A 27,000-nucleotide genomic window follows, 5' to 3' on the forward strand; every position below is an offset into this window, starting at 1 on the left:
AGTCCAAGGGAGGCAAGACGATGACCGCTGCCATAGGCATCAAAGGGCACTGCGCCCATTGCGACATCACCTTCGAACTCAAGCCTTGGCAGTTGAATGCCATTGCCATTGAAGAACCCTTCGATTGCCCGTACTGCCATAGGATTCTGCAGTTGTGCTGCACCCGGCAACTGCGTCAGTTCAGGGCATTGGACCATTGGGCCTTGGTACGACTGAGCATGGTGGTGTTCACCTGCGTGGCCCTGATCGTGGCGTTGGTGGCAGAGTGGCTCGGGCTGATCAGCGTTATCGGGCAGTTGAATATTTCACTGCTGGTGCTGTTGGTGCATTTCCTGGTGGCACGCTACGCCCGTCATCGGCAGCGGATGACCTTGGACCTGCAAGTGGTCAGGCCGGTCAACGCCCTACCAATTGAACAACTCGCACGCATTGCGTGTGCTCGCTTCAGCCAGCAATAGCGGGCTGAGGCCCATGCGTTCGGCCAGCGCGGTGCAGATATCGGGCAAGTGTTGCGGGCTGTTACGCTGGCCGGGGTACATGGCGGGGGCCATGTCCGGCGAATCGGTTTCCAGCACCACCGCGTCCAGGGGCAGTTGGGCGAGCACCTTATGCATGCGCAGGGCCTGGGGCCAGGTGGCGGCACCGCCCAGGCCCAGCTTGAAACCCAGCTTGATGTATTCGCGCGCTTCTTCCCGGCTACCGGCAAAGGCGTGGATGATGCCGCCCCGTGGCAGGCGGATACGCTTGAGGGTGGCAATCACGGCGGCATGGCTGCGGCGCACGTGCAACAGCGCCGGCAGTTGGAAATCGACGGCCAGTTTTAGTTGGGCTTCAAACAGGTGTTGCTGGCGTGTGCGGTCCAGTTGTTCGAGGAAGTAGTCCAGGCCGATCTCGCCGACGGCGCACAGTTGTCGATGGCCGTGCAGGCGGGTCAGCCAATCGCCCAGCTCCGTCAGGTCGGCGGGGCGATGGTCATCGAGGTACACCGGGTGCAGGCCGAAGGCGGCGAACAAGCCTTCATCGCCTTGCACCAGGTCCCACAACCGCTGCCAATTCTGCTGATACACCCCCAGTACCACCATGCGCTGCACGCCGAGTTGGCGGCTGTGGGCGAGGACTTCCCGGCGATCGCTGTCGAAGTCCGGAAAGTCGAGGTGGGTGTGGGTGTCAATCAGCTCCACACTCAAGCCTCGTGAATACGCCGCTTGAAGGTCCGGCCGATGGCATGCACGCCGGGTTGGTACTGCTCTTCTTCGATGGCGGCCAGGGCCAGGCGCAACGCCGTGTCGGCGATCAACTGATGTTGCTGGGCCATGGCATTGACCGGCAACGGCAGGAAGTCCAGCAACTGCGTATCACCAAAGGTCCCCAGGCGTAGCGGGCGCGATCTGAGCGGGAAATCATGCAGCGCGTCGAACACCCCTTGCAGCAGCACGTAAGAGGTGGTCACCAGCGCGTCAGGCAAATGCCCCAGTTGATGGAGAAGTTGCTCCATCAGTTGGCGGCCACAATCGCGGCTGAAGGCCTCGCCCTGTTCGACGATCACTTCGCCGGTAAAACCTTGCAGTGCTTCACGGAAACCGGCGGCGCGCTCCTGGCTGATGCTCAACTCAGGCCGCGCACCGATCAGCGCGATCTGCTTGGGCACCGGTTGCAGCAGGCTGCTGGTCAGTTGCTGGCAGGCCTGGCGGTCGTCGCTGACCACCGAGCAGAACTGTTCGGCGTTCATCACCCGGTCGATGGCAATCACCGGCAAACCCTTGGTTTGTAACTCGCGATAGCTGTCGTCGCTGGCCGGCAGGCAACTGGCGACAAACAGCGCATCGCAGCGTCGGGCGCGGAACAGTTGCAGCAGTTGGCGTTCGCTGTCGGCATTGTCGTCGGAGCTGGCGATCAGCAATTGATAACCGCGCGCGCGGGCGCCTTGTTCCAATAGCTTGGCGATCCGTGCGTAACTGGGGTTTTCCAGGTCCGGCAGGATAAAACCCAGCGTACGGGTATGCCGGCTGCGCAGCCCGGCTGCCTGGGGGTTGGGCGTAAAGCCATGGGCTTCGACCACCGCACGCACGCGCTCGACGGTCGCGCTGCTGATGCGTTGCTGTTCGGCTTTGCCGTTGATGACATAACTGGCGGTGGTTACGGACACACCGGCCAGACGTGCGATATCACTGAGTTTCAAACCGGGATTTCCTTGTTTTTTAGAGCTGGCCCCGACATTTTGTCCAATCGTAACCGATTACTGCACACGACTAATGTCTCAGCTCAAGTGCCGAGTGGTTCTTCAAGGATGCGCAATTAACGCGTAATCTGCCATAAATTCTAGATTAAACGTTTCAGCAGGCGTATTTTTGCGATGTTCGCTACTGAGTGGCTACTGCCAATTGACTGCTCAGTCGCTTATTCATGATCAACTTTATACTGATTTATTCAAAACAATACCTAGTGCGCCCGCCGCACTAACTAGGAGAACGGCATGCTTGAGCTCACTCACGAGCAGATATCCATGGGCCAGGTGGCTGTGGATAAATCTGCTGCCTTGCACCTGCTCGCTGACCAGTTGGTGGCCGATGGCCTGGTCGCCGAGGGTTATCTCAGCGGCTTGCAAGCCCGTGAAGCCCAAGGTTCGACCTTTCTCGGCCAAGGGATCGCCATTCCCCACGGGACTCCCGAAACCCGCGACCAGGTATTTTCCACCGGCGTGCGCCTGCTGCAGTTCCCCGAAGGGGTGGATTGGGGCGACGGCCAGATCGTTTACCTGGCGATTGGCATTGCCGCCAAATCCGATGAACACCTGCGCTTGCTGCAACTGCTGACCCGCGCCCTCGGTGAAACCGACCTGGGCCAGGCGCTGCGTCGTGCCGGTTCCGCCGAGGCCTTGCTGAAGTTGCTGCAAGGCGCGCCGCAGGAGTTGGCGCTGGATGCACAGATGATCAGCCTGGGCGTGTCGGCCGACGATTTTGAAGAACTGGTATGGCGCGGTGCTCGTCTGCTGCGCCAGGCCGACTGCGTCAGCAATGGCTTTGCCGCGGTGTTGCAGCAAGTCGATGCGTTGCCCCTGGGCGATGGCCTGTGGTGGCTGCACAGCGAGCAAACGGTCAAGCGCCCTGGCCTGGCGTTTGTCACGCCGGATAAACCCATGCGTTACCTCGGCCAGCCGTTGAATGGTCTGTTCTGCCTGGCCAGCCTCGGTGAAGCGCACCAGGCTTTGCTGGAGCGCCTGTGCGCGTTGTTGATCGAAGGTCGCGGCCAGGAACTGGGGCGCGCCACCAGCAGCCGTGCGGTACTCGAAGTGCTCGGCGGCGAACTGCCGCCCGACTGGCCCAGTGTGCGCATCACCCTGGCCAATGCCCATGGGCTGCACGCGCGGCCGGCGAAGATCCTCGCGCAATTGGCGAAAAGCTTCGAGGGCGATATCCGTGTGCGTATCGTCGATGGCCCGGTGGGCGCGGTGTCGGTAAAAAGCTTGAGTAAGCTGCTCAGCCTCGGTGCACGGCGTGGTCAGGTACTGGAGTTTGTCGCGGAACCTACCATCGCCGGCGATGCGCTGCCTGCGTTGTTGGCGGCGGTGGAGGAAGGGCTTGGCGAAGACGTCGAGCCATTGCCGACCGTGGTGGCCCAGGTTGAAATCCTCGATATCGAACCGCTGGCCAGCGCGCCGTTGGCCGGCAGCCAGCTCCAGGCCATCGCCGCCGCCCCCGGCATCGCCATCGGCCCGGCGCATATCCAGGTGCTGCAACCCTTCGACTACCCGCTGCGGGGTGAGTCTTCGGCCATTGAGCGCCAGCGCTTGCAGGCCGCACTCAACGACGTGCGTCGCGATATCCAGGGCTTGATCGAACGCAGCCAGGCCAAGGCGATCCGCGAGATTTTCATCACCCACCAGGAAATGCTCGACGACCCGGAACTGACCGATGAAGTCGACACCCGCCTCAAGCAGGGCGAAAGCGCCGAGGCGGCCTGGATGAGCGTGATCGAAGCCGCCGCCAAGCAGCAGGAGGCGTTGCAGGACGCCTTGCTGGCCGAGCGCGCCGCTGACCTGCGCGACATTGGTCGCCGCGTGCTGGCACAACTGTGCGGTATTGAAACGGCCCAGGAGCCGCACGACCCCTACATTCTGGTGATGGACGAGGTCGGCCCATCGGATGTGGCGCGGCTCGACCCGGCGCGGGTCGCGGGTATCCTCACTGCCCGTGGCGGGGCGACGGCCCACAGTGCCATCGTCGCCCGTGCCCTTGGCATCCCCGCGTTGGTGGGCGCCGGCCCGGGCGTGTTGCTGCTGGCCGCCGGCACCCTGTTATTGCTCGATGGCCAGCGAGGCCGCCTGCATGTCACCCCGGACACTGCCACCCTGCAACGCGCCACCGTTGAACGCGACACCCGCGAGCAACGCCTGCAAGCCGCCTCGGCGCAGCGCCACGAACCTGCGGTGACCCGCGACGGTCACGCCGTGGAAGTGTTCGCCAACATCGGCGAAAGCGCCGGCGTAGCGAGTGCGGTGGAGCAGGGCGCCGAAGGCATTGGCTTGCTGCGCACTGAACTGATTTTCATGGCCCACCCGCAAGCGCCGGACGAAGCCACCCAGGAAGCTGAATACCGGCGTGTACTGGACGGCCTCGACGGTCGCCCGCTGGTGGTGCGCACCCTCGATGTGGGGGGCGATAAACCGTTGCCGTATTGGCCGATCGCCGAGGAAGAAAACCCCTTCCTCGGGGTGCGCGGCATTCGCCTCACCTTGCAACGCCCGCAGATCATGGAGGCGCAATTGCGCGCGCTGCTGCGCTCGGCGGATAACCGGCCGCTGCGCATCATGTTCCCTATGGTGGGCAGCGTGGATGAGTGGCGCGCAGCGCGGGACATGACCGAGCGCCTGCGCCTGGAAATCCCGGTGGCCGATCTGCAACTGGGGATCATGATCGAGGTGCCGTCGGCTGCGTTGCTCGCACCGGTGCTGGCCAAGGAAGTGGATTTCTTCAGCGTTGGCACCAACGACCTGACCCAATACACCCTGGCCATCGACCGCGGCCACCCAACGCTGTCGGCCCAGGCCGATGGCTTGCACCCGGCCGTGTTGCAACTGATCGATATCACCGTGCGCGCGGCCCATGCCCATGGCAAATGGGTCGGTGTGTGCGGCGAGCTGGCCGCCGATCCGCTGGCGGTGCCGGTGCTGGTGGGCCTGGGCGTGGACGAGTTGAGCGTGTCGGCGCGCAGCATTCCCGAAGTGAAGGCGCGCGTGCGCGAATTCAGTCTGAGCGAGGCCCAGGGCCTGGCGCAAAAAGCACTTGCGGTGGGTTCGCCCGCCGAAGTGCGAGCCCTTGTGGAGGCCGTGTAGATGGCAAGGATTCTGACCCTGACGCTGAACCCGGCGTTGGACCTTACGGTGTGCTTGGCGCGCCTGGAGCCCGGTGAAGTCAACCGCAGCGAACCCCTGCAGACCCACGCGGCCGGCAAGGGCGTGAACGTGGCTCAGGTGTTGGCTGACCTGGGCCATCAAGTGACGGTCGGTGGTTTTCTGGGGGAAGACAACCCCCAAGCGTTCGAGGCGCTGATCGCTCGCCGTGGTTTTGTCGATGCGTTTATCCGCGTGCCGGGTGAAACCCGCAGCAACATCAAGATTGCCGAGCAGGATGGCCGCGTCACCGACATCAATGCGCCGGGCCCGCTGGTCAGCGAGCAGGCGCAGCAAGCGTTGCTCAACCAACTCATGCTGATCGCCCCCGGGCACGATGCGGTGGTGGTCGCCGGCAGTTTGCCGCGTGGCGTCAGCCCGCAGTGGTTCGAAGACCTGTTGGTGCAGTTGAAAGGCCTCGGTTTGAAGGTCGCTCTGGACACCAGCGGCGCCGCGTTGCGCGCCGGGTTGAACGCTGGCCCATGGCTGATCAAACCTAACACCGAAGAATTGGCTGACGCCCTGGATTGCCCCACGGATTCCGTCGCGCAACAAGCCGACGCGGCTGAGCATCTGCACGCGCGGGGCGTTGAGCATGTGGTGGTATCCCACGGTGCCGACGGCGTGAACTGGTTCAGCCCGGGCACGGCGCTGCAGGCCACGCCGCCCAAGGTCCGCGTCGCCAGCACCGTAGGCGCGGGGGATTCGTTGCTGGCCGGCATGCTCCACGGTTTGCTCAGCTTCGATGTACCCGAAACCACCTTGCGCCGCGCCACGGCGATTGCCGCCATGGCGGTGACGCAGATCGGCTTTGGCATCAGCGATGACGCGCAGTTGGCGCGCCTCGAAAGCGGCGTCCATGTGCGCCCGCTGACAGAACAATAAGAGGGTTTGTGATGAAGTTAGCCATTGTTACCGCCTGCCCGAACGGTATGGTCACCAGTGTGCTGTGCGCGCGCTTGCTGGACGCTGCCGCGCAGCGCCAGGGGTGGAGCACCAGCGTTGAAGTGGTCGACGTGCAGCGCCCGGAACGGCAGTTGTCCCAGGCGATCATCGACGACGCCGAATGGGTCTTGCTGGTCAGCAGCACCCCGGTGGACATGCAGCGGTTTGTCGGCAAGCGCGTGTTCCAGAGCACCCCGGCGCAGGCGTTGCAGGACGTTGACGCGGTACTGCGCCGTGGCGCAGAAGAAGCCCGGGAGTATGTCGTCAGCCAAGCCCCGGTGGCGACGAAGCAGGCCCCGCGTATCGTCGCGATTACCGCCTGCCCCACCGGTGTCGCGCACACCTTCATGGCCGCCGAAGCCTTGCAGCAGGCGGCCAAGCGACTGGGTTATGACTTGCAGGTGGAAACCCAGGGATCGGTCGGCGCGCGCACACCGCTGAGCCCGCAGGCGATTGCCGACGCCGACGTGGTACTGCTGGCGGCGGATATTGAAGTCGCCACCGAGCGCTTCGCCGGCAAGAAGATCTACCGCTGCGGCACCGGCATCGCCCTCAAGCAGGCCGAAGCGACTCTTAATAAGGCCCTCGCCGAAGGCGCCGTGGAAAGCGCGGCCAGCGGTGCGGTAGCCAAGTCGGAAAAAACCGGGGTGTACAAACACCTGTTGACCGGTGTGTCGTTCATGTTGCCGATGGTGGTGGCGGGCGGCTTGTTGATCGCCTTGTCATTTGTGTTCGGCATCCATGCCTTCGAAGAAAAAGGCACCCTGGCAGCGGCCCTCAAGACCGTTGGCGACCAGGCCTTTATGCTGATGGTGCCGCTGCTGGCGGGCTATATCGCCTACTCCATCGCCGACCGTCCGGGCCTGGCCCCCGGCATGATCGGCGGGCTGCTGGCCGGTACGCTGGGCGCCGGGTTTATCGGCGGGATTCTCGCCGGTTTCCTCGCCGGCTACTGCGTCAAGCTGATCACCCGCGCGATACGTTTGCCGCAGAGCCTGGAGGCACTCAAGCCGATCCTGATCATCCCGTTGCTGGCGAGTTTGTTCACCGGCCTGGCGATGATTTACCTGGTCGGCCCACCCGTGGCGCGTCTGCTCACGGGGCTGACGGATTTTCTCAGCACCATGGGCACCACCAACGCGGTGCTGCTGGGCATTCTGTTGGGCGGCATGATGTGTGTCGACCTCGGCGGGCCGATCAACAAGGCCGCGTACGCGTTCTCCGTCGGCTTGCTGGCGGCATCGAGCGGCGCACCGATGGCTGCGACCATGGCGGCGGGTATGGTGCCGCCGATCGGCATGGGCATCGCCACGTTCCTGGCGCGGCGCAAATTCGCCCAGACCGAGCGTGAAGCGGGCAAGGCCGCGATGATTCTGGGCTTGTGCTTTATCTCCGAAGGCGCGATCCCGTTCGCCGCCAAGGACCCACTGCGGGTGATCCCCTCCAGCATCGCTGGCGGTGCCCTGACGGGAGCGCTGTCGATGTACTTTGGCTGCAAGCTGGCGGCGCCCCATGGTGGGTTGTTTGTGTTGATCATCCCGAATGCGATGAACCATGCGCTGCTGTATCTGCTGGCGATCGTCGCCGGTAGCCTGCTGACCGGGCTGGTGTATGCACTGATCAAACGTCCGGAAGCGGTGGAACTGACGGCCGCGCCCGCCCAAGCCTGACGCCATGGACAATGTGGGTGGGGCGGTGTCACATCCACTTCATCCACGCGTGTTCAACTTGCCCTTTTCATACTCAAGAGGGCACCTGCATGAGCCACTTCGACCTTGGCCGTCGCCGCGTGATGCAAGTCGTCGGCGCCGGCCTGTTGCTGCCTGGCCTGGCGCCGGCGGTAATCGCGTCGGTCAAAGACCGTCCGCAACTGACCGATGGTGTGCAGTCCGGCGACCTGCTCGGTGATCGCGCGATGATCTGGAGCCGCAGCGACCGCCCGGCGCGGATGGTGGTGGAGTGGGACACCCGCAGTGTGTTCAGTAACCCGCGCCGATTCGTCTCGCCGCTGGCCGACAGCCGCAGCGACTTTACCGCGCGTGTCGAACTCACCGGCCTGCCCGCCGACCAGGCGATTTTCTACCGCGTGCACTTCGAAGATGCCCAGACCGGCGTCGCCAGCGAACCGTGGTTCGGCCACTTGCGCAGCGTGCCGCAACAGCGCCGCGATATTCGTTTTGTATGGAGCGGCGACACCGTCGGCCAAGGCTTCGGGATCAATCCGGACATTGGCGGCATGCGCATCTACGAAGCCATGCGCCTGCGCTTGCCGGACTTTTTTATCCACAGTGGCGACACCATCTACGCTGACGGCCCGGTCCCTGCGCAACTGACCACCGAGGGCGGGCGCATCTGGCGCAACATCACCACCGAAGCCAAGAGCAAAGTTGCTGAAAGCCTCGACGACTATCGTGGTAACTACCGTTACAACCTGCTGGATGAAAACGTGCGGCGTTTCAACGCCGAGGTGCCGCAGATCTGGCAGTGGGACGACCACGAGGTGGTGAACAACTGGTCGCCGAGCAAGCAGTTGGATGAGCGTTACCAGATCAAGGACATCAACACCCTGGTCGGCCGCGCGCGCCAGGCGTGGCTGGAATATTCGCCGATGCGCCGACAAAGCGCCGACGGTGGCGGGCGCATCTACCGCAAGCTCAGTTATGGCCCTTTGTTGGATGTCTTCGTGCTCGACATGCGCAGTTATCGCGGCCCCAACGACGACAACCTGGGCGGCGAAAAACCCTTCCTTGGCCGTGAGCAACTGGACTGGCTCAAGCGCGAACTCAAGGCCTCCCAGGCCCAGTGGAAGGTGATTGCCGCCGACATGCCTATCGGCCTCGGTGTGCCCGACGGTGAAGTCAGCCCCGGCGTGCCGCGCTGGGAAGCCATCGCCAACGGCGACCCAGGCCCGGCGCAAGGTCGAGAGTTGGAGATTGCCGAATTGTTGGGGTTTCTACGTGCCCAACAGGTACGCAACCACGTGTGGCTGACGGCCGATGTGCATTACTGCGCGGCGCACCATTACCACCCGGATCGTGCGGCGTTCCAGGATTTCGAGCCGTTCTGGGAGTTCGTCGCCGGGCCTTTGAATGCGGGCAGCTTCGGTCCGAATCCGCTGGATAAAACCTTTGGGCCCGAGGTGGTGTTCGAGAAGGCCCCACCGGCGCAGAACACCTCGCCGTTTGCCGGGTTCCAGTTTTTTGGCGAGGTGCAGATTGATGGGCAGACAGCAGAGTTGACGGTGATGCTGCGCGATCTGGATGGGGTTTCAGTGTTCGAGCAAAAGCTGCAACCGGTCTGACTTGGAATACAGTAAAAAACTGACTTGGAATACAGTCAAAAACTGTGGGAGGGGGCTTGCCCCCGATAGCGGCGGGTCAGTAACCCATGAATTGACTGATACACCGCTATCGGGGGCAAGCCCCCTCCCACATAGGTTCTTCAGTGGCTAGAGGATCTCAGTACACGTCGCGACGATAGCGGCCCTGTTCGATCAGGCGCTCCACCACCTCGCTGCCCAGCACCTCATGCAGTACTTGATCCACCCCGGTCGCCATCCCCTGCAAGCTTCCACACACATAAATCGCCGCACCGTCCGCGAGCCATTTACGCAGTGCATCGGCCGATTCGCGCAGGCGATCCTGCACGTAGATCTTCTCCTCCTGATCCCGGGAAAACGCCAGGTCCAGCAGGGCCAGGTCACCACTGGCCAGCCAGCCTTGCAGCTCGTCCTGGCACAGGTAGTCGTGGGCGATATTGCGCTCGCCGAACAATAGCCAGTTGCGCTGTTGGCCGTTGGCAATATTCGCCTTGAGCAAGCTGCGCAGACCGGCCAGGCCGGTGCCGTTGCCGAGCAGGATCAACGGTACCGGCACCTGCGGCAGGTGGAAGCCGCTGTTGCGGCGCAGGCGCAGGCTGATCGCGGTGCCAATGGCGGCATGTTCGGTGAGCCAGCCGGAGCCCAGGCCCAGGCTGCCGTCCGGGTGGCGCTCCTGGCGTACGATCAGTTCGAGTACGCCGTCGCTGGCAATCGAGGCGATGGAGTATTCGCGCATGCCCAGCGGCACCAACGCGTCCACCAGGGCCTGGGCGTGCAGGCCGACCAGGTGCGTGCGGTTGTCCGGCAGTTGGCGGGTTGCCAGGGCCTGGTCGAGGGTGTGCGGCAGGCCGTCGAGCAGGACTCCATCGCTGCCAGCCAGGCCCAGGCCCCCCAGGAAGCGTTCGATGGCCTGCGGGCCATTGCGTGGCAGGATTTCGACCAGGTCGCCGGCTTCCCAGGACTGTGGCGACGGGCTGGTGAGGCCGAGCAGGTAGACGGCCGAACCGGCACTGCCACGGTTGAGCAGGGTGCGTTGGCTCAAGGTCCAGTTTTCATATTGGGCGGTCGGCCAGGCCGCCGTCGGTGCGTGGCCGGTTAACTGCCCCAGCTGTTGTTGCCAGTGCAGCAGCGCAGCGCTGTCGCCGCTGTCGACTTCCACCGGGGCGAACAACGGGGTGCCGCCCTGGTGGGTCAGCCAGAAATGCAGGCGCCGGGCAAAGCCGCAGAAGTGTTCGTACTGGCGATCACCCAGGGCCAATACCGAGTAGTTCAAGCCTTTGAGGGGCAGGTTCTGGCCCAGCACGCTGCGTTCGAAAACCCGCGCGCTGTCCGGGGCTTCGCCGTCGCCGAAGGTGCTCACCACAAACAGCGCATGTGCCGACTGGCGCAGGTCTTCGGGGCTTACGCTGCCCAGGGACTGCACCTTCACTGGCAGCCCCGCGGCCTGCAATTGTCCGGCGGTCTGCCAGGCCAATTGCTCGGCAAAGCCGCTCTGGCTGGCAAAACCGATCAGCCAGGCCGCTGCATCGCTGGGGTTGGCTGCCAGGCCGTTGCGCGCATCACGCACCTGGCGTTTTTTGCGGCGACGGTCGAGGTACAACAGCCAGCCGGTGATAAAGAACAGCGGCATGAGCAGCGAACTGAAGGTGAGGACAATCCGTCCGACCAGGCCGAAGTAACTGCCGGTGTGCAGCGCATAGACACTGGTCAGCAACTGCGACTTGAGGCGCTTGCTGGCGTAGCGGTCATGGGATTTGACCTCGCCGGTGGCCGGGTCCAGGTTGAGCTGGTTGAGCGCGCGATCATGGGGGGAGTTTGCCAGCAGGTAATACACGATGGCCGGTTGCCCGGCGACCGCCGGCATGCGGATGTTGTAGGCGCTCAAGCCGGGGCCGGCGTTGCTGTAGATGCTGCTCCACATCGCGTCATAGTTGGCGACCGGCGCCGGCCCCTGAGGGGGTGGACCACGCTTGCGCATCCGCTCGTTCTGCGGGGCGTCGGACAACAGTTTGGTCACGCCTTGGTTGTACCAGTCGTAGGACCAGTACAGCCCGGTCAGCGCGGCCAACAGGTAAAACAACAGGCACCAGGTGCCGAATACCGAGTGCAGGTCCCAGTTGAAGCTGCGGCCTTTTTTGCGCCAGTCCAGGGTCAACCACGCGCGCCAGCTCGCCACTTGGCGCGGCCAGCGCAGGTACAGGCCGGACAGGCAGAAGAACAGCAGGATCAGGGTGCAGGCCCCGGTGATTTGGCGGCCGGTTTCGCCCATGGCGAGGAAACGGTGCAACTGCAGGATAAAACCGAACACGTCCTGGCCGACGGCATCGCCCATATAGTCGCCGGTGTAGGGGTCGAAGTAGCGCATCTGGCCACGGCGTTCGCCGGGTGGCGGGGTGAAGGACACGCGCGCGGCGTTGCCGCTGTCACTTTCCACCCACAGCATCGAAACGGTCTTGCCTTCGGTGGCTTCGAGCTTGCGCACCAGTTCGGCGGGTGGCAGTACGCCGGCTTCGCGCTTTTGCACGAACAATACGCTGGGGTTGAGCGCGCGCAGGATTTCATCCTGAAACGAGACCGCAGCCCCGGTGATCCCCATCAAGGCCAGCACCAGACCGGCAGTGATGCCGAAGAACCAGTGCAACTGGAACAGGGTTTTCTTCAACACGTCGGACCGCCTCGTCTATCTGGATATGTAGGGCACGGCGCGCATTATGCCGTGGCTGTTCGAGAAACATTCTTTTTTACACGCAAAAAGCCCCGCGCATCCGATGCGTGGGGCTTGGGCGAGCGGTTGGCCGCCTTAGAAGTGGAAGCTGGTGGTCAACAATGCCGTACGGCCGGCTGCCTGGTTGGCGAAGTGGGTCGAGAACGCCTTGTCGTAGTAGGTCTTGTCAGTCAGGTTTTGCACGTTCAGTTGCAGGTCGACGTTCTTGGTCAGCTTGTAGCTGGCCATGGCGTCGAAGCGGGTATAGGACGGCACGTAGACTGTGTTGCCTGCATCGCCGTAGACATCATCGACGTAGAACGCGCCGCCGCCGATGGTCAGTTTCGAGGTGATGTCGTAGGTGGTCCACAGGCTGAAGGTGTTCTTCGGCGTGTTCGGCATCTGGTTGCCTTTGTTCGAGCCCGTACTGACAACGCCGTTACGTCCATTGAGGCCGGCGCTGACCAGTTCGCTGTCGAGGTAGCTGTAGCCAGCGAACACTTGCCATTGTTCGGTGAGCTTGCCGCTGGCGGACAATTCCAGGCCGTCGACGCGGGATTCGCCGGCGTTCTGGTAAGTCAGGGCGTCGACCAGGATGCGGGTGTTTTTCTTCTCGGTGCGGAACACCGCAGCGGTCAGTGACAGACGATCGTGGAACAGGTCCCACTTGGTGCCCAGCTCGTAGTTGACGGTCTCTTCCGGTTGCAGGTCGCTGGTGGCGGCGCCCGCAGACAGTGGGTTGCCGTCGGCACCTTCACCCACCAAGCCACCGGCTGGCGTTGCCGAGGTGGCATAGGACGCATAGATACTGCCGTTCTCCACCGGCTTCCAGACCAGGCCGGCCTGCCAGTTGAAGAACTGGCTGTCGTCCTTGATCTTGGTGCGGCCGGTGGTGGCATTGGTGTTGGCTTCGGTGTCGAAGGTGTCGTAGCGCAGGCCGACATTCAGCAGCCATTGCGGGTCAAGTTCGATGGTGTCGAATACATAGGCGGCACGGCTGGTGGCCTTGGTGTTGGTGCCGTTGTAGTTGCGTGCGACGCTGCCGGTCCAGGCATCATCCGGGGTCGGGTTGCTCAGTGACGTACATTGGCCGCCCAGGCTGCCCTTGACCACGGTGCACGTCGGGTTGGCGTTGGGGCTGACCGTGTAGCCGCTGACGCGGGTTTCTTCGCCGGTGAACTCCAGGCCGGTGGAGTAAGTGTTCTTGAAGCCCAGCGCCTGGAAGCTGCCGAACAGATCGGTCTGGTTGGTGGTCGTGGTGGTGGTTGAGACACGGGTGTTGGCGCGGCGCCACACGGTGCCGTACTTGTTGACGTTGAGTTTGCTGTCGTCCGGTTGCGTGAGCACGTAGTCCTGGCCGGTGCTGCCATGGCGCAGGGTGTTTTTCAGCGTCATGGTGTCGTTCAAGTCGTGCTCGAAGGAAAACGTGCTGATGTCAGCGCGGGTCTTGCGGAAGTCGCGACTCTTGAGGCCATAGAAGTTATTGCTGTCGCCACCGTCGTTGGGTTTGTCATGCACGTGAGCGGTGGCGGTCGAGGAGCCGTAGCCGTAGGGGATTCCCGAGTCCGGCAGGTCGTCGCTTTCCATGTGGTAGTAGCTGACGTTGACGCGGGTCGGCGTACCCAGGCCGAAAGTCAGCGAGGGCGCTACGCCCCAGCGGTCGTAGTTCACGGCGTCGCGACCGGCCACGTTTTGTTCGTGGCTCATCAGGTTCAGGCGGAATGCGGCGGTGTCGAGGAACTGACGGTTGACGTCGAGCACATAGCGGCGCGTCTGGTCGGAACCATAGGTGAAGCCACCATTGGTGAAGTCCCGTGCTTGTGGCGTCTTGCTCACCAGGTTGAGGCTGCCACCGGCCGAGCCGCGCCCGCCGAACGAGGAATTCGGGCCCTTGCTGACTTCAATGGATTCAATGTCGAAGATCTCACGGCTCTGGCCGCCGGTGTCGCGTACGCCGTCCAGGTAGGTGTCGCCCTGGGCGTCAAAACCACGGATGAACGGGCGATCCCCCTGTGGGTTGCCACCTTCGCCGGCGCCGAATGTAATGCCCGGTACTGTGCGCAAGGCGTCCTGCAACGAGGTGGCGGCGGTGTCCTTGAGTACCTGTTGCGGCACCACGGTGACTGAGCGCGGCGTATCCACCAGCGGCGCGGTGTACTTTTGCGAAGAGGCTTTTTCGACCTGGTAGGAGGTGTTGTCCTGTTCTTCGCCGGTGATGCTGGTAGCCCCCAGGGAGATGCTGTTGCGCTGGCCTTTCTGCCCGGTGTCTTCGGCCGCTTGCGCCAGGTGGGCGACGGAGCTGGCACCGAGGGCGACGCCGATGGCCGAAGCCAGCAGGCGTGGTGAACTGGCAGGTGTTTTTAGAGTGGTGCGCGACATGACGTGTCCTTTCCCCAAGGATGTGAGGTCGCGAAATATAGGTGTAACAAGATTTTATATCAATTGAGATACATTGCTATTTGTACTGAATTTACATTCTTTACACTTTTGGCTTACGGTTTTTACACGCTCATCCGTCTAGGCGTTTTACAGAGAGGATAAGAATCAATACCATTGGCGCCTCTTCGTTCCCAGGTATCGTCCCATGCTGCTGCACATTCCCGGCCTGTTCTCTCGTGAGGAAGTGCTGCGCATCCGCCAAGCCCTGGAAACCGCCGATTGGGCCGACGGCAAAATCACCGCCGGGCACCAGTCCGCCAAAGCCAAGCACAACCTGCAATTGCCCGAAGGCCACCCCTTGGCCAAGGAAATCGGTGCGGCGATGCTCGAGCGCTTGTGGCAAAACCCGCTGTTTATGTCGGCAGCGTTACCGCACAAGGTCTTCCCGCCGTTGCTTAACTGCTACACCGCAGGAGGCAGTTTCGACTTCCATATCGACAACGCCGTGCGCCAGCCCAAGGGCAGCCATGAGCGGGTACGCACCGACCTGTCGTCGACGCTGTTCTTCAGCGACCCGGAGGACTACGACGGCGGCGAATTGGAGATCCAGGACACTTTCGGCCTGCAACGGGTCAAGTTGCCGGCCGGCGACATGGTGCTGTACCCCGGCTCCAGCCTGCACAAAGTCAACGCGGTAACTCGTGGCGCACGCTACGCCTCGTTCTTCTGGACCCAAAGCCTGGTGCGCGAAGACAGCCAGCGCACCTTGCTGTTCGAAATGGATGGCGCGATCCAGCAACTGACCGCCGCTGTCCCCGACCACCCAGCGTTGATCCAGCTCACCGGCACTTACCACAACCTGTTGCGCCGCTGGGTCGAGGTCTGAGCATGGGGTTTTTATTGCGGCGTGAAGAAGTGCTCAACGTCGAGCAATTGCAATCCATGCTCGATGACTCTCCCGTTCGAGCAGCCCAGGCGATCCTGATCGCGGCCAAGGAGGGTGTGGTCGACGCCCAGGCTTTACTCGGGCAAATCCTGCTGGAGGGCCGTGGTATCGAGTGCGATGAAGCGCTGGCACTGCGCTGGTTCCAGATCGCGGCCCAGGGCGGGCACCGGATGGCGCGCAATATGCTGGGACGTTGCCGGGAGCATGGCTGGGGGAGCGCCGTGGACGAAGCGGCGGCGGCCCGTGAATACCGGCTGGCGGCAGACGCCGGGTTGGATTGGGGGTTGTACAACTACGCCAATCTGCTGGCCACCGGGCGCGGTGTTGCCGAGGATCAACCCCATGCGTTGGCGTGTTATCGCCAGGCGGCAGAGCAAGGCCACGCCAAGTCGATGAACCTGCTGGGGCGCTATCTGGAAGAGGGGCAGTATTGCCCGAGGGATCTGGATGCTGCCGTGGCCTGGTATCGACGCTCAGCCGAAGCCGGCGATTTTCGTGGCCAGTTCAGTTATGCAGCGGTGCTGGCCGACAAGGGCCAGGTCGACGCGGCGCTGGAGTGGTTGCGCAAGGCGCTGGCCGGCGGGAACCTGAAGTTTTTGCGAGTGGCGCACAAGGCGCTGGCGGCGGCGAATGATCCGCAGATTCGGGCGATGGCTGATGCCTACCGACAACGGGCCGCGAGCCTTTCCTGAGCCCTAAAAAAAACCCATGACACGTCATGGGTTTTTTTCAGCGCAGCGGTCTTAAATGTAGTACGACTTCAACGGTGGAAAGCCATTGAACTCAACGGCGCTGTAGCTGGTGGTGTACGCACCGGTCGACAACCAGTACAAACGATCACCGATCGCCAGGTTCAGCGGCAGGCCGTACTTGTAGTTTTCGTACATGATGTCGGCGCTGTCGCAGGTCGGGCCGGCGATGACCACTTCTTCCATCTCGCCTTTCTTCTCGGTCCAGATCGGGAACTTGATGGCTTCGTCCATGGTTTCGATCAGGCCGGAGAACTTGCCCACATCCGTGTACACCCAACGCTCGACGGCGGTACGGGATTTACGTGCAACCAATACCACTTCACTGACCAGGATGCCGGCGTTGGCGATCAACGAACGGCCCGGCTCCAGGATGATTTCCGGCAGGTCGTCGCCGAAGTCTTCCTTGAGGAAACGGATGATTTCCTCGGCGTAGGTTTCCAGGCTGTTGGTACGGGTGATGTAGTTGGCCGGGAAGCCGCCGCCCATGTTGATCAGCTTGAGGTGGATGCCGTCTTCTTCCTTCAGGCGTTCGAAGATCACTTTGACCTTGGCGATTGCCGCGTCCCACACGCTGATGTCGCGTTGCTGCGAGCCCACGTGGAACGAAATGCCGTACGGCACCAGGCCCAGGTCACGGGCGAGGATCAGCAGGTCCATGGCCATGTCGGTCTGGCAGCCGAACTTGCGCGACAGAGGCCAGTCAGCCGTGGTCGAACCTTCGGTGAGGATACGCACATACACTTTCGAGCCCGGCGCGGCCTTGGCGATGTTGCGCAGGTCGGCTTCGGAGTCGGTGGAGAACAGGCGTACGCCCTTCTCGTAGAAGTAGCGGATGTCCTTGGATTTCTTGATGGTGTTGCCGTAGCTGATACGGTCGGCGCTGACGCCGCGGTCCATGACCTTGTCCAGCTCGTAGATCGAGGCGATGTCGAAGCTCGAACCCTTGTCTTTCAACAGGTCGATGATCTCGACGGCAGGGTTGGCCTTGACCGCGTAATACACCTTGGCGAATTCGAAACCGGCGCGCAGGTCATCGTAGGCCTGGCTGATCATCGCGGTGTCGATCACCACGAACGGGGTTTCTTGCTTGTCGGCGAACGCCTTCATTTTGTCAAAAGTGGCGCGCGCGAAATAATCTTCGACGTTGATCGACATGCTGGGAACTCCTAAGGGCAAACTGATTTGATCAATGGGTGCAACTGAACGTCCTCCGTATCCCCACTTTGGTTCGCCTACTTCCCAAGGCATGTCGCCGAAAGCAAAAAGGCCATGGGGCTATCGCTACCCTTGGCCTTGCTGTCTCGTCGTCAGTACTTGAGCCGGATGGATCGTTTCCAGCATGGACGTTCGGCGCGAACTTTAGGACGTGAGGGGCCATAGATCAACTAAAAATGTCGCGTTTTTGCACGCGTTCGTCGCGGGACCGCGTGCAGCTACTTATGTAACCGACAGGTGTGACGGATTGATGTTCCCCGCAGGCGGATAATTAGGAGGATTTCCCTGACACACCACAGGCCAAATGTGGGAGGGGGCTTGCCCCCGATGGCAGTGTGTCAGTCATGAATATATTGACTGATACACCGCCATCGGGGGCAAGCCCCCTCCCACAGTTTTAAGCGTGTTGTGTCAGATCAGGCCAGGGCAGTCTCTGCAGGCGAAACAATACTGGTCTTGCCCCCACGCGACTTACCGGAACTCAGGTACTCGGCAATCGACTCCTGGGTCACCTCACCCAGGAACACCCGCTCCGCATCCATCACCGGCAGCCACGAGCGATTGAACTCGTACATGCGTGACAACAGGATGCGCAAATGCTCGTCGTACGCCGCCGTGGCGTTGAACTCACGCAGGTACTGGCCGCAGGTGCCGGTCTGACGGTGCAGGTCGCGACGACGTACATAGCCGAGTGCCTTGTTCTCGGTGCACGTGACTACCACATAACGGCGGTCAGTTTCGTCCATCAGCTCCAGGGCCTCGGCCACCGGGGTTTTCGGGCTCACCGACGGGGCGTTGTCGGCCGCATCTTCAGCCTTCACCAGCAGCAGGCGCTTGAGGGTGCTGTCCTGGCCCACGAAGTTGCTGACGAACTCATCGGCCGGATGCGCCAGCAGGGTGTCCGGATGGTCGATCTGCAGCAGCTTGCCGGCGCGGAAGATGGCGATCTTGTCACCCAGCTTGATGGCTTCGTCGATGTCGTGGCTGACCATGATCACGGTCTTGTTCAGCGCGCGTTGCATCTCGAAGAACTCGTTCTGGATCATCTCGCGGTTGATCGGGTCGACTGCGCCGAACGGCTCATCCATCAGCAGCAGCGGGGCATCGGCCGCCAGTGCGCGAATCACGCCGATCCGCTGTTGCTGGCCGCCGGACAGTTCACGCGGATAGCGATGCAAATACTGCTTGGGCTCGAGCTTGATCATGCTCATCAACTCGCGGGCGCGGTCGTGGCATTTTTGTTTGTCCCAGCCGAGCAATTTCGGCACGACCACGATGTTTTCCTCGATGGTCATGTTCGGGAACAGGCCGATTTGCTGGATCACATAGCCGATGTTGCGGCGCAGGGTCACTTCATCCAGGTCGGTGGTGTCTTCGCCGTTGATCAGGATCTTGCCCGAGGTGGGCTTGATCAGGCGGTTGATCATTTTCAGCGTGGTGCTCTTGCCGCAGCCCGAAGGGCCGAGGAATACGCAAATCTCGCCTTCGTTGACGGTCAGGCTTACGTCGTTAACGGCGGAGACAGTTTTGCCGTTGCTTTGAAAAGTCTTGGTCAGGTTTTGAAGTTCGATCATTTGAGCAGTCCTTTTGGAGTCAGCGAGCGTTGCAGCCATTGCAGAAGCAGGTCGGCGAAGATGGCCAGGAGACTGACCAACACGGCGCCAACGATCAGCATCGACATGTCGCTGCGGCTGATGGAAGCCAGAATAAGTACACCCAGGCCGCCGGCGCCGATGGTGGCGGCGATGGTCATCACACCGATGTTCATCACCACGGCGGTGCGTACCCCGGCGAGGATCACCGGCACGGCGATGGGCAGTTCGACCATGCGCAGGCGCTGGCCGAAGGTCATGCCGATGCCTTTGGCGGCCTCGCGAATGCCCGGATCCACGCTTGTCAGGGCCAGGTAGGTGTTACGCATGATCGGCAACAGGGAATAGAGGAATACCGCGGTGATCGCCGGCATCGGCCCCAGGCCCTGGCCGAATTTGGAGTAGAACGGCAGCAGCAGGCCGAACAGCGCGATGGACGGTACGGTCAGCAGCACCGTGGCGCTGGCTTGCAGGGGGCCGGCGAGGGTTGGGAAGCGGGTCATCAGCACGCCGAGGGGCACGCCGACGACAATCGCGAGGATGACCGCGATGCCGACCAGGGTGATGTGCTGCCAGGTCAGGTGCAGGACTTGGGCCCAATCAAGATGGGAAAAGGCGTTCAGGAATTCCATGTCTTCTCCTTCTTAGTTGATCGGATGTTGGCGCAGGAAATCGGCGGCAACAGCGGATGGGCTTTCATGGTCGACGTCGACCCGCGCGTTCAACTCGCGCATGGTCTTGTCGTCGAACAGCGCGGCCAGGGGCTTGAGGTCAGCCTCCAGTTGCGGATGCGCGTCCAGGTAAACCTGGCGCACCACGGGGGCGGCGGTGTAGTCCGGGAAGTAGTGCTTGTCGTCTTCCAGCAGCTTCAATTTGAACGCGTTCAGGCGACCGTCAGTGGTGTAGACCAGGCCGGCAAATACCTGGCCATTACGCAGCGCGGTATAGACCAGGCCGGCGTCCATCTGCCGGGTATTTTTGCGCGTGAGGTTCATGTCATACAGCTTGACCATGCCGCCCATGCCGTCGGAACGGTTGGCGAATTCGGTGTCTAGGGCGACCAGGCGCGTGCCTTTGGTTTTCTCGGCCAAGGCTTGGGTCAGGTCACTGATGCTGTTGATCTGCGGGAATTCCTTGGCGACGTTCTCGGGCAGGGCCAACGCGTAGGTGTTGCTGAATTTCGACGGCGACAGCCAGACCAGGCCTTTTTTCGCGTCGAGTTCTTTCACCCTGGCGTAGGACTGTGCGCTGTCGAGCTTCTCATCGACGTGGTTGTAGGCCACCAGCGACACGCCGGTGTATTCCCAGATCAGGTCCAGTTGCCCGCTTTCCTGGGCACTGCGTGCCAGGTTGCTGCCCAGGCCACCGGTCACACGGGCGTCGTAACCCTTGGTGCGCAGGTACTGGGAGGTGATTTCGGCGAGCAGGGTCTGTTCGGTGAACACCCGGGCGCCGATGCGGATCACGGGTTTTTCAGCGGCGTGCGCAAAACCTGCAAACAGCAGGACGCAGCTCAATATCAGAGTCAGTTTTTTCATGTGATTTCCTTTGCCGAGCCTTAAGACGGACGCAACCCGCGTTCCAGCCAGAGGCGGCTGGCCATGGTCACCAGGCCGTCGAGCAGCAACGCCAGCAACGCGGTGCACGCGGCGCCGAGCAGCAGTTGCGGCTGATTGTTCAGGGCGATGCCGGGGAAAATCAGGCTACCCAGGCTGTTGGCGCCAATCAGGAACGCCAGCGGCGCGGTACCGACGTTGATCGCCAGGGCCACGCGCGCACCGCCGATGATGATCGGCACGGCGTTGGGCAATTCGACGCGAAACAGCACCTGGCGCGGGGTCATGCCGATGCCGGTGGCGGCTTCTTTCAACGAGCCTTGAACGTTTTTGAGGCCTTCGTAGGTGTTGCGCACGATGGGCAGCAAGGAGGCGAGGAACAGCGCGAAGATGGCCGGGCCGCTGCCGATGCCGAGGACGCCGAGGGCGATGGCCAGTACGGCCAGGGGAGGGACGGTGTTGCCGATGTTGAAAATCTGCATGAAGCGTTCTGCGCGCCCGACCATGTTCGGTCGGCTGAGCAGGATACCGGCGGGGATGCCCACAATCAGGGCGGCCAGCATGGAGACCAGGACGAGAATCAGATGAGCTTGCAGGTAAAACAATAAATCGTCGCGGTACAGTTCGATCGTGTTGATGCCGATCCAGTGGACCAGCAGGGCCAGGAGAGCGACGACAACCGCTCCTCCTATCAGCCCTTTGCCATAGCGAATAGCCACAGGCGGACTCCTTTTTTCTTCTGTCGGCGAACACATTCCTTCGTGGCATGCCATTCCTGGCTGTCTTCGAATGTGGTCGCGAAAAGCAGCTTGCCAATGCCGGCAAAAGCGGCATGAGGTCAAGCCATGAGCGCAGCCTCGTCAGGCTAACTTGCTGATTTTTCAGCCCCTGTTCCGAGTGCGGTAGCAGGGGAGTGGACGTCTCTACCTTTTAAAAGGTTCCACACTTGGCAGTATTTAGCCACCCCCAATGGGGTGAACGGTGGTCCGCCAGCCTGGGTTTGCGCTATACTCGCCGCCCTTTTTTGACTCACCTGCCAGGCGATTTCCCATGACCCACCAGGCCGCCGAAGTCGCGAAACGCCGCACTTTCGCCATTATTTCCCACCCCGATGCCGGTAAAACCACCATCACCGAGAAGCTCTTGCTGATGGGCAAGGCAATCGCAGTGGCCGGCACGGTGAAATCCCGCAAATCTGACCGCCATGCCACCTCCGACTGGATGGAAATGGAAAAACAACGGGGTATTTCCATTACCACGTCGGTCATGCAGTTTCCGTATCGCGATCACATGATCAACCTGCTCGACACCCCGGGCCACGAAGACTTCTCCGAAGACACCTACCGCACCCTGACCGCGGTGGACTCGGCCTTGATGGTCCTCGACGGCGGTAAGGGCGTCGAGCCACGTACCATCGCCTTGATGGATGTGTGCCGCCTGCGTGATACGCCGATCGTCAGCTTTATCAACAAACTCGACCGCGATATCCGCGACCCGATCGAACTGCTCGATGAAATCGAAGCGGTCCTGAAGATCAAGGCTGCGCCGATCACCTGGCCGATTGGTTGCTACCGCGACTTCAAGGGCGTGTACCACCTGGCCGACGACTACATCATTGTCTACACCGCCGGCCACGGTCATGAACGTACGGATGTGAAAATCATCGAGAAGCTCGACTCCGACGAGGCCCGCGCCCACCTGGGTGACGAGTACGACCGTTTTGTCGACCAGTTGGAACTGGTGCAGGGTGCCTGCCATGAGTTCAACCAGCAGGAATTCCTCGACGGCCAGTTGACCCCGGTATTCTTCGGTACGGCCCTGGGCAACTTCGGGGTCGACCACGTGCTCGACGCCGTGGTGGACTGGGCGCCGCGCCCACTGCCACGCGTGGCCAACGAGCGCACCGTGGAACCGGTGGAAGAGAAGTTTTCAGGTTTCGTGTTCAAGATCCAGGCGAACATGGACCCCAAGCACCGCGACCGTATCGCCTTTATGCGCATCTGTTCCGGCCGATACGAAAAAGGCATGAAGATGCGCCACGTGCGTACCGGCAAGGACGTGCGTATCGGCGACGCCTTGACGTTCTTCTCCTCCGAGCGTGAGCAGCTTGAAGAAGCCTACGCTGGCGACATCATTGGCTTGCACAACCACGGCACTATCCAGATCGGCGACACCTTCACCGAAGGCGAAACGCTGGGCTTCACCGGCATTCCGCACTTCGCCCCGGAACTGTTCCGCCGTGTGCGCCTGCGCGACCCGCTGAAATCCAAGCAGTTGCGCCAAGGCTTGCAGCAATTGGCGGAAGAGGGCGCGACCCAAGTGTTCTTCCCCGAGCGCAGCAACGACATCATCCTCGGCGCTGTGGGCGTGCTGCAGTTCGATGTGGTCGCCAGCCGCTTGAAAGAGGAATACAAGGTTGAGTGCTCCTACGAGCCAATCACCGTGTATTCGGCGCGTTGGATCGACTGCAGCGATAAGAAGAAGCTGGAAGAGTTCTCCAACAAGGCTGTGGAAAACCTTGCGGTCGACGGCGGCGGTCACTTGACCTACCTGGCGCCGACACGGGTCAACCTGGCGCTGATGGAAGAGCGTTGGCCGGATGTGAAATTCCGGGCTACTCGCGAGCACCATTAATTCCTGAGCGTCGCCAAACAGAATGTGGGAGGGGGGCTTGCCCCCGATAGCAGTGTGTCAGCCCGTACATTGGGGGCTGGCACTCCGCCATCGGGGGCAAGCCCCCTTTCACATTTTTGCTTTCGACCAGGCAGGGGATTGGCAAGAATCCGGCATCGGGACTAGCGTCAACGCTGGCGGTACTAAACGGCCGCCGTGCGCGATTCACCTACTGACCGGACGGAATCAACCATGAATATTGTTCAACGCTTAGTGTTGTTGCTGAAGGTACTGGTGCTGTTGTCGTTGGGAATGTCGACGGCCTGGGCACATAACCCGGTGCAGAGTGGGGCGGCAGTGTCTGCGGCGCAGAGTGGGCATGGCAAGGTCCTGCAATTGGCCAAGTCCGAAGCGGAGCCAGGCGACGAGGGCCAAGGTGGCAGCAAGGACGATGACGACTCCACCACCGACGAGCCGGACGATGACAACCCGGATGATGAAGGCGATAGCCAGACGTAGACCTGGCAAAAAAAAGCCCCTCCCGCCCGGTTGATGCGCAACCTGACGGGAGGGGCTGTAGAACGCGTTAACCCCCAACCTCTGTAGGAGCGAGCTTGCTCGCGAAAAAACGGAGAGCGCCACGATAAACCTGAAAAGGCTGCGTTATCGTTGACGATCTTCGCGAGCAAGCTCGCTCCTACAAGAGGGTGGGGCTGCTTCAGGCCACGAATTGCTCCGCGTAGTGGCATGCCACCTGACGGTTATCCAACGGCCGCAACAGCGGCTCCTCACTGCTGCAACGCTCGGTCGCGTACGGGCAGCGCTTGTGGAAAGCGCAGCCAGGCGGCGGATTCAGCGGGTTAGGCAGCTCGCCAACGATCTTGATCTTCGGCTTGTTCGGGTCCGGGTGGATGGTTGGGGTGGCCGACAGGAGTGCCTGGGTGTAAGGGTGCAGAGGCCTGGCGTAGATGTCTTCCTTGGGGCCCACTTCCACCGGGCGGCCGAGGTACATCACCATCACGTCATCGGCCACGTGCTGCACCACCGCCAGGTTGTGGGAGATGAACACATAGGCGGTGTTGAATTCCTGCTGCAAATCCATGAACAGGTTGAGCACCTGGGCCTGGATCGATACGTCCAGTGCGGAGGTCGGCTCATCCGCCACCAGCACTTTGGGTTGCAGCATCATGGCGCGGGCCAGGGCGATGCGCTGGCGCTGGCCACCGGAGAACATGTGCGGGTAGCGCTGGTAATGCTCAGGGCGCAGGCCCACCTGCTTCATCATCGCCTGGACCTTTTCGCGACGTTCGGCGGCGGACAGGTGGGTGTTGATCAGCAGCGGCTCGCCCAGTTGATCACCGACCTTCTGGCGGGGGTTCAACGAGGCATACGGGCTCTGGAACACCATCTGCACGTCTTTGCGCAATTGCTTGCGTTGGGCCTTGTCGGCGCCGGCGACTTCCTGGCCGGCGATTTTCAGGGACCCCGAGGACGGTTCTTCAATCAGCGTCAGCGCGCGGGCCAGGGTGGATTTGCCGCAACCGGATTCGCCCACGACCGCAAGGGTCTTGCCGGCTTCCAGCTCGAACGACACACCATTGAGCGCGCGTACCAGTGCGTGGCCCTTGAACAGGCCACGGGACACTTCGTAGTGACGGGTCAGGTCGCGGGCGGTAAGAACGACGGCCATTACGCCACCTCCTGGTTCAAGGGGTAGAAGCAGCGCGCTAGGCTGTTTGATTTAGGGTCAAGACCTGGGCGGGTCTGGCGGCAGCTTTCCTGCACGTACGGGCAGCGCGGCGACAGCAGGCAACCCTGCGGGCGGTCATAGCGGCCGGGCACGATACCCGGCAGCGTGGCCAGGCGCGTGGCGCCGAGGCTGTGCTCGGGGATCGCCTTGAGCAGCGCTTCGCTGTAGGGGTGTGCCGGGATGTCGAACAGTTGCGGTACCTGGCCGACTTCCACCGCCTGGCCGGCGTACATCACACACACGCGCTGGGCGGTTTCCGCCACGACGGCGAGGTCGTGGGTGATCAGCACCAGGCCCATGTTCTGCTCTTTCTGCAACGCCAGCAGCAGGTCCATGATCTGCGCCTGGATGGTCACGTCCAATGCGGTGGTCGGTTCGTCGGCGATCAGCAACTTGGGCTCGCCGGCAATCGCCATGGCGATGGCCACACGCTGGCTCATACCGCCGGACAGTTGGTGCGGGTAGGCGTCCATCCGGCTGGCAGCGCCTGGGATCTCAACCTTTTCCAACAGCTCAATAGCGCGCTTGCGTGCTTGCTTGCCGGACATTTTCAAGTGCAGGCGCAGCACTTCTTCAATCTGGAAACCCACGGTGTAGCTGGGGTTCAGCGCGGTCATCGGGTCCTGGAATACCATTGCCAGGTCTTTGCCGACGATTTGGCGGCGCTGGCGGTTGCTCAGCTTGAGCATGTCCTTGCCGTCGAAGTTCAGGGCGTCGGCAGTGACGATGCCGGGGTGCTCGATCAGGCCCATCAGCGCCATCATGGTCACGGATTTACCCGAGCCAGACTCACCAACGATTGCCAGTACTTCGCCTTTGTCGACACTGATGTCGAGGCCATCGACCACCGGCACGGCGGTCTTGTCGCCGAAGCGCACGTTGAGATTCTTGATTTCTAACAGTGACATGGGAATCTCCTCAGGCGGCGTTCTTGAGTTTCGGGTCCAGCGCATCGCGCAGGCCGTCACCCATCAAGTTGATTGCCAGCACGCTGAGCAAAATGGTCAAGCCAGGCAGGCTCACCACCCACCAGGCGCGTTCGATGTAGTCACGGGCCGAAGCCAGCATGGTGCCCCACTCCGGGGTTGGCGGTTGTACGCCAAGGCCGAGGAAGCCCAGGGCCGCGGCATCGAGGATCGCCGAGGAGAAACTCAGGGTGGCCTGTACGATCAGCGGTGCCATGCAGTTAGGCAGCACGGTGATGAACATCAGGCGTGGCAGGCCGGCACCGGCCAGGCGTGCGGCGGTCACGTAGTCGCGGTTCAGTTCGCCCATCACCGCAGCACGGGTCAGGCGGACATAGGACGGCAAGGACACGATCGCAATGGCGATCACGGTGTTGATCAGGCCAGGGCCGAGGATCGCGACAATGGCAACCGCCAGCAGCAGGGACGGCAGGGCCAGCATGATGTCCATCAGGCGCATGATGGTCGGGCCCAGCAGGCGCGGGAAGAACCCGGCGAACAGACCCAGCAGGATGCCCGGGATCAGCGACATCACCACCGACGACAAGCCGATCAGCAGCGACAGGCGCGAACCCTGGATCAGGCGCGAGAGCAAGTCACGGCCCAGTTCGTCGGTGCCGAGCAGGAACTGGATCTGCCCGCCTTCCAGCCATGACGGCGGGGTCAGCAGGAAGTCGCGGTACTGCTCGCTCGGGTTATGCGGCGCCACCCAAGGGGCGAAGAGCGCGCAGAACACGATCAGCAACATGAACAGCAGGCCGGCGACCGCGCCTTTGTTCTTGGAGAAGGCTTGCCAGAATTCTTTGTACGGGGACGGATACAGCAGGCTTTGATCGACTGCTGACACGGGAGTAGGTGTGGTCATGGTCATGATC

At 62.0% G+C, this 27,000-nt stretch carries 21 protein-coding genes; 9 read left to right on the forward strand and 12 right to left on the reverse strand.

Annotated features, from left to right (window positions below; translation table 11 throughout):
• Window positions 1-20: 20 nt before the first annotated feature.
• The gene (locus AC1Q6I_RS19060; protein ID WP_024073393.1) at window positions 21-458 is read left to right on the forward strand and encodes a hypothetical protein; all 438 of its coding nucleotides are present in this window, start codon (window positions 21-23) and stop codon (window positions 456-458) included.
• On the opposite strand, the gene AC1Q6I_RS19065 is transcribed toward AC1Q6I_RS19060, so the two are convergent.
• On the reverse strand, window positions 405-1,181 hold the full coding sequence (locus AC1Q6I_RS19065) for a TatD family hydrolase (RefSeq protein WP_024073394.1): 777 nt from the start codon (window positions 1,179-1,181) through the stop codon (window positions 405-407). The two genes, AC1Q6I_RS19060 and AC1Q6I_RS19065, sit on opposite strands and share 54 nt — an antisense overlap.
• Before the next feature lie 2 nt (window positions 1,182-1,183).
• Window positions 1,184-2,179, reverse strand: a complete 996-nt coding sequence (cra, locus tag AC1Q6I_RS19070; protein ID WP_024073395.1) for a catabolite repressor/activator — start codon at window positions 2,177-2,179, stop codon at window positions 1,184-1,186.
• Between the two features lie 294 nt (window positions 2,180-2,473).
• Between cra and ptsP the strand changes: the two genes are divergently transcribed.
• The 4 genes from ptsP to AC1Q6I_RS19090 all read left to right on the forward strand — a co-directional run bounded on the left by ptsP (window position 2,474) and on the right by AC1Q6I_RS19090 (window position 9,635).
• Window positions 2,474-5,332 (forward strand): phosphoenolpyruvate--protein phosphotransferase, encoded by a 2,859-nt coding sequence (gene ptsP, locus AC1Q6I_RS19075; protein WP_024073396.1) that lies wholly within the window; start codon window positions 2,474-2,476, stop codon window positions 5,330-5,332.
• Window positions 5,333-6,274: a 1-phosphofructokinase gene (gene pfkB / locus AC1Q6I_RS19080; protein ID WP_024073397.1), complete on the forward strand. Its 942-nt coding sequence runs from the start codon at window positions 5,333-5,335 to the stop codon at window positions 6,272-6,274.
• An 11-nt stretch (window positions 6,275-6,285) separates the two neighbouring features.
• Window positions 6,286-8,004, forward strand: coding sequence for a PTS fructose-like transporter subunit IIB (locus AC1Q6I_RS19085; RefSeq protein WP_102624192.1), 1,719 nt, complete (start codon window positions 6,286-6,288; stop codon window positions 8,002-8,004).
• An 89-nt stretch (window positions 8,005-8,093) separates the two neighbouring features.
• On the forward strand, window positions 8,094-9,635 hold the full coding sequence (locus tag AC1Q6I_RS19090; RefSeq protein ID WP_102624191.1) for an alkaline phosphatase D family protein: 1,542 nt from the start codon (window positions 8,094-8,096) through the stop codon (window positions 9,633-9,635).
• A 157-nt stretch (window positions 9,636-9,792) separates the two neighbouring features.
• On the opposite strand, the gene AC1Q6I_RS19095 is transcribed toward AC1Q6I_RS19090, so the two are convergent.
• Both AC1Q6I_RS19095 and AC1Q6I_RS19100 read right to left on the reverse strand, forming a co-directional pair.
• Window positions 9,793-12,318 (reverse strand): PepSY domain-containing protein, encoded by a 2,526-nt coding sequence (locus AC1Q6I_RS19095; protein ID WP_102624190.1) that lies wholly within the window; start codon window positions 12,316-12,318, stop codon window positions 9,793-9,795.
• Between the two features lie 135 nt (window positions 12,319-12,453).
• A complete protein-coding gene (locus tag AC1Q6I_RS19100) occupies window positions 12,454-14,736 on the reverse strand; it encodes a TonB-dependent receptor (RefSeq protein WP_024073401.1) in 2,283 nt (760 codons plus the stop codon).
• A 205-nt stretch (window positions 14,737-14,941) separates the two neighbouring features.
• On the opposite strand from AC1Q6I_RS19100, the gene AC1Q6I_RS19105 reads away from it, so the two are divergent.
• Together AC1Q6I_RS19105 and AC1Q6I_RS19110 are read left to right on the forward strand one after the other, a co-directional pair.
• Entirely contained in the window at window positions 14,942-15,622 is a 681-nt protein-coding gene (locus AC1Q6I_RS19105) for a Fe2+-dependent dioxygenase (protein ID WP_024073402.1), read from the forward strand.
• A 2-nt stretch (window positions 15,623-15,624) separates the two neighbouring features.
• Window positions 15,625-16,374, forward strand: coding sequence for a tetratricopeptide repeat protein (locus AC1Q6I_RS19110; protein WP_102624189.1), 750 nt, complete (start codon window positions 15,625-15,627; stop codon window positions 16,372-16,374).
• Between the two features lie 51 nt (window positions 16,375-16,425).
• Here the strand turns inward: AC1Q6I_RS19110 and AC1Q6I_RS19115 are convergent, their stop codons facing one another.
• The 5 genes from AC1Q6I_RS19115 to AC1Q6I_RS19135 form a co-directional block, all read right to left on the reverse strand.
• Window positions 16,426-17,589, reverse strand: coding sequence for a type III PLP-dependent enzyme (locus AC1Q6I_RS19115; RefSeq protein ID WP_024073404.1), 1,164 nt, complete (start codon window positions 17,587-17,589; stop codon window positions 16,426-16,428).
• A gap of 476 nt (window positions 17,590-18,065) precedes the next feature.
• Window positions 18,066-19,223: an osmoprotectant ABC transporter ATP-binding protein OsmV gene (locus AC1Q6I_RS19120; protein ID WP_102624188.1), complete on the reverse strand. Its 1,158-nt coding sequence runs from the start codon at window positions 19,221-19,223 to the stop codon at window positions 18,066-18,068.
• Window positions 19,220-19,873: an ABC transporter permease gene (locus AC1Q6I_RS19125; protein ID WP_024073406.1), complete on the reverse strand. Its 654-nt coding sequence runs from the start codon at window positions 19,871-19,873 to the stop codon at window positions 19,220-19,222. The genes AC1Q6I_RS19120 and AC1Q6I_RS19125 overlap by 4 nt, the downstream gene beginning before the upstream one ends.
• A 12-nt stretch (window positions 19,874-19,885) precedes the next feature.
• A complete protein-coding gene (locus AC1Q6I_RS19130; protein WP_024073407.1) occupies window positions 19,886-20,779 on the reverse strand; it encodes a glycine betaine ABC transporter substrate-binding protein in 894 nt (297 codons plus the stop codon).
• Window positions 20,780-20,799: 20 nt separating this feature from the next.
• Entirely contained in the window at window positions 20,800-21,516 is a 717-nt protein-coding gene (locus tag AC1Q6I_RS19135) for an ABC transporter permease (RefSeq protein ID WP_102624187.1), read from the reverse strand.
• 331 nt (window positions 21,517-21,847) lie between these two features.
• On the opposite strand from AC1Q6I_RS19135, the gene AC1Q6I_RS19140 reads away from it, so the two are divergent.
• Together AC1Q6I_RS19140 and AC1Q6I_RS19145 are read left to right on the forward strand one after the other, a co-directional pair.
• A complete protein-coding gene (locus tag AC1Q6I_RS19140) occupies window positions 21,848-23,431 on the forward strand; it encodes a peptide chain release factor 3 (protein WP_024073408.1) in 1,584 nt (527 codons plus the stop codon).
• Between the two features lie 231 nt (window positions 23,432-23,662).
• Window positions 23,663-23,929, forward strand: coding sequence for a hypothetical protein (locus AC1Q6I_RS19145; RefSeq protein ID WP_024073409.1), 267 nt, complete (start codon window positions 23,663-23,665; stop codon window positions 23,927-23,929).
• Between the two features lie 199 nt (window positions 23,930-24,128).
• On the opposite strand, the gene AC1Q6I_RS19150 is transcribed toward AC1Q6I_RS19145, so the two are convergent.
• From AC1Q6I_RS19150 to AC1Q6I_RS19160, 3 genes are read right to left on the reverse strand one after another with little or no spacing between them, the layout of a single operon-like run.
• Window positions 24,129-25,100, reverse strand: coding sequence for a peptide ABC transporter ATP-binding protein (locus AC1Q6I_RS19150; RefSeq protein WP_102624186.1), 972 nt, complete (start codon window positions 25,098-25,100; stop codon window positions 24,129-24,131).
• Window positions 25,100-26,068 (reverse strand): ABC transporter ATP-binding protein, encoded by a 969-nt coding sequence (locus AC1Q6I_RS19155; RefSeq protein WP_024073411.1) that lies wholly within the window; start codon window positions 26,066-26,068, stop codon window positions 25,100-25,102. Before AC1Q6I_RS19155 ends, AC1Q6I_RS19150 begins: the two co-directional genes overlap by 1 nt.
• Window positions 26,069-26,078: 10 nt before the next feature.
• Window positions 26,079-26,990, reverse strand: coding sequence for an ABC transporter permease subunit (locus AC1Q6I_RS19160; RefSeq protein ID WP_026139829.1), 912 nt, complete (start codon window positions 26,988-26,990; stop codon window positions 26,079-26,081).
• Window positions 26,991-27,000 lie beyond the last annotated feature (10 nt).

The sequence above is a fragment of the Pseudomonas sp. MPR-R2A5 genome (assembly GCF_058793055.1).

Bases quoted from the DNA above. Each gene is read 5' to 3' on its own strand.
- AC1Q6I_RS19060 (WP_024073393.1), top strand. From the start codon at position 21: ATGACCGCTGCCATAGGCATCAAAGGGCACTGCGCCCATTGCGACATC.
- ptsP (WP_024073396.1), top strand. From the start codon at position 2,474: ATGCTTGAGCTCACTCACGAGCAGATATCCATGGGCCAGGTGGCTGTG.
- pfkB (WP_024073397.1), top strand. From the start codon at position 5,333: ATGGCAAGGATTCTGACCCTGACGCTGAACCCGGCGTTGGACCTTACG.
- AC1Q6I_RS19085 (WP_102624192.1), top strand. From the start codon at position 6,286: ATGAAGTTAGCCATTGTTACCGCCTGCCCGAACGGTATGGTCACCAGT.
- AC1Q6I_RS19090 (WP_102624191.1), top strand. From the start codon at position 8,094: ATGAGCCACTTCGACCTTGGCCGTCGCCGCGTGATGCAAGTCGTCGGC.
- AC1Q6I_RS19100 (WP_024073401.1), bottom strand. From the start codon at position 14,736: ATGTCGCGCACCACTCTAAAAACACCTGCCAGTTCACCACGCCTGCTG.
- AC1Q6I_RS19105 (WP_024073402.1), top strand. From the start codon at position 14,942: ATGCTGCTGCACATTCCCGGCCTGTTCTCTCGTGAGGAAGTGCTGCGC.
- AC1Q6I_RS19110 (WP_102624189.1), top strand. From the start codon at position 15,625: ATGGGGTTTTTATTGCGGCGTGAAGAAGTGCTCAACGTCGAGCAATTG.
- AC1Q6I_RS19115 (WP_024073404.1), bottom strand. From the start codon at position 17,589: ATGTCGATCAACGTCGAAGATTATTTCGCGCGCGCCACTTTTGACAAA.
- AC1Q6I_RS19120 (WP_102624188.1), bottom strand. From the start codon at position 19,223: ATGATCGAACTTCAAAACCTGACCAAGACTTTTCAAAGCAACGGCAAA.
- AC1Q6I_RS19125 (WP_024073406.1), bottom strand. From the start codon at position 19,873: ATGGAATTCCTGAACGCCTTTTCCCATCTTGATTGGGCCCAAGTCCTG.
- AC1Q6I_RS19130 (WP_024073407.1), bottom strand. From the start codon at position 20,779: ATGAAAAAACTGACTCTGATATTGAGCTGCGTCCTGCTGTTTGCAGGT.
- AC1Q6I_RS19140 (WP_024073408.1), top strand. From the start codon at position 21,848: ATGACCCACCAGGCCGCCGAAGTCGCGAAACGCCGCACTTTCGCCATT.
- AC1Q6I_RS19145 (WP_024073409.1), top strand. From the start codon at position 23,663: ATGAATATTGTTCAACGCTTAGTGTTGTTGCTGAAGGTACTGGTGCTG.
- AC1Q6I_RS19150 (WP_102624186.1), bottom strand. From the start codon at position 25,100: ATGGCCGTCGTTCTTACCGCCCGCGACCTGACCCGTCACTACGAAGTG.
- AC1Q6I_RS19155 (WP_024073411.1), bottom strand. From the start codon at position 26,068: ATGTCACTGTTAGAAATCAAGAATCTCAACGTGCGCTTCGGCGACAAG.
- AC1Q6I_RS19160 (WP_026139829.1), bottom strand. From the start codon at position 26,990: ATGACCACACCTACTCCCGTGTCAGCAGTCGATCAAAGCCTGCTGTAT.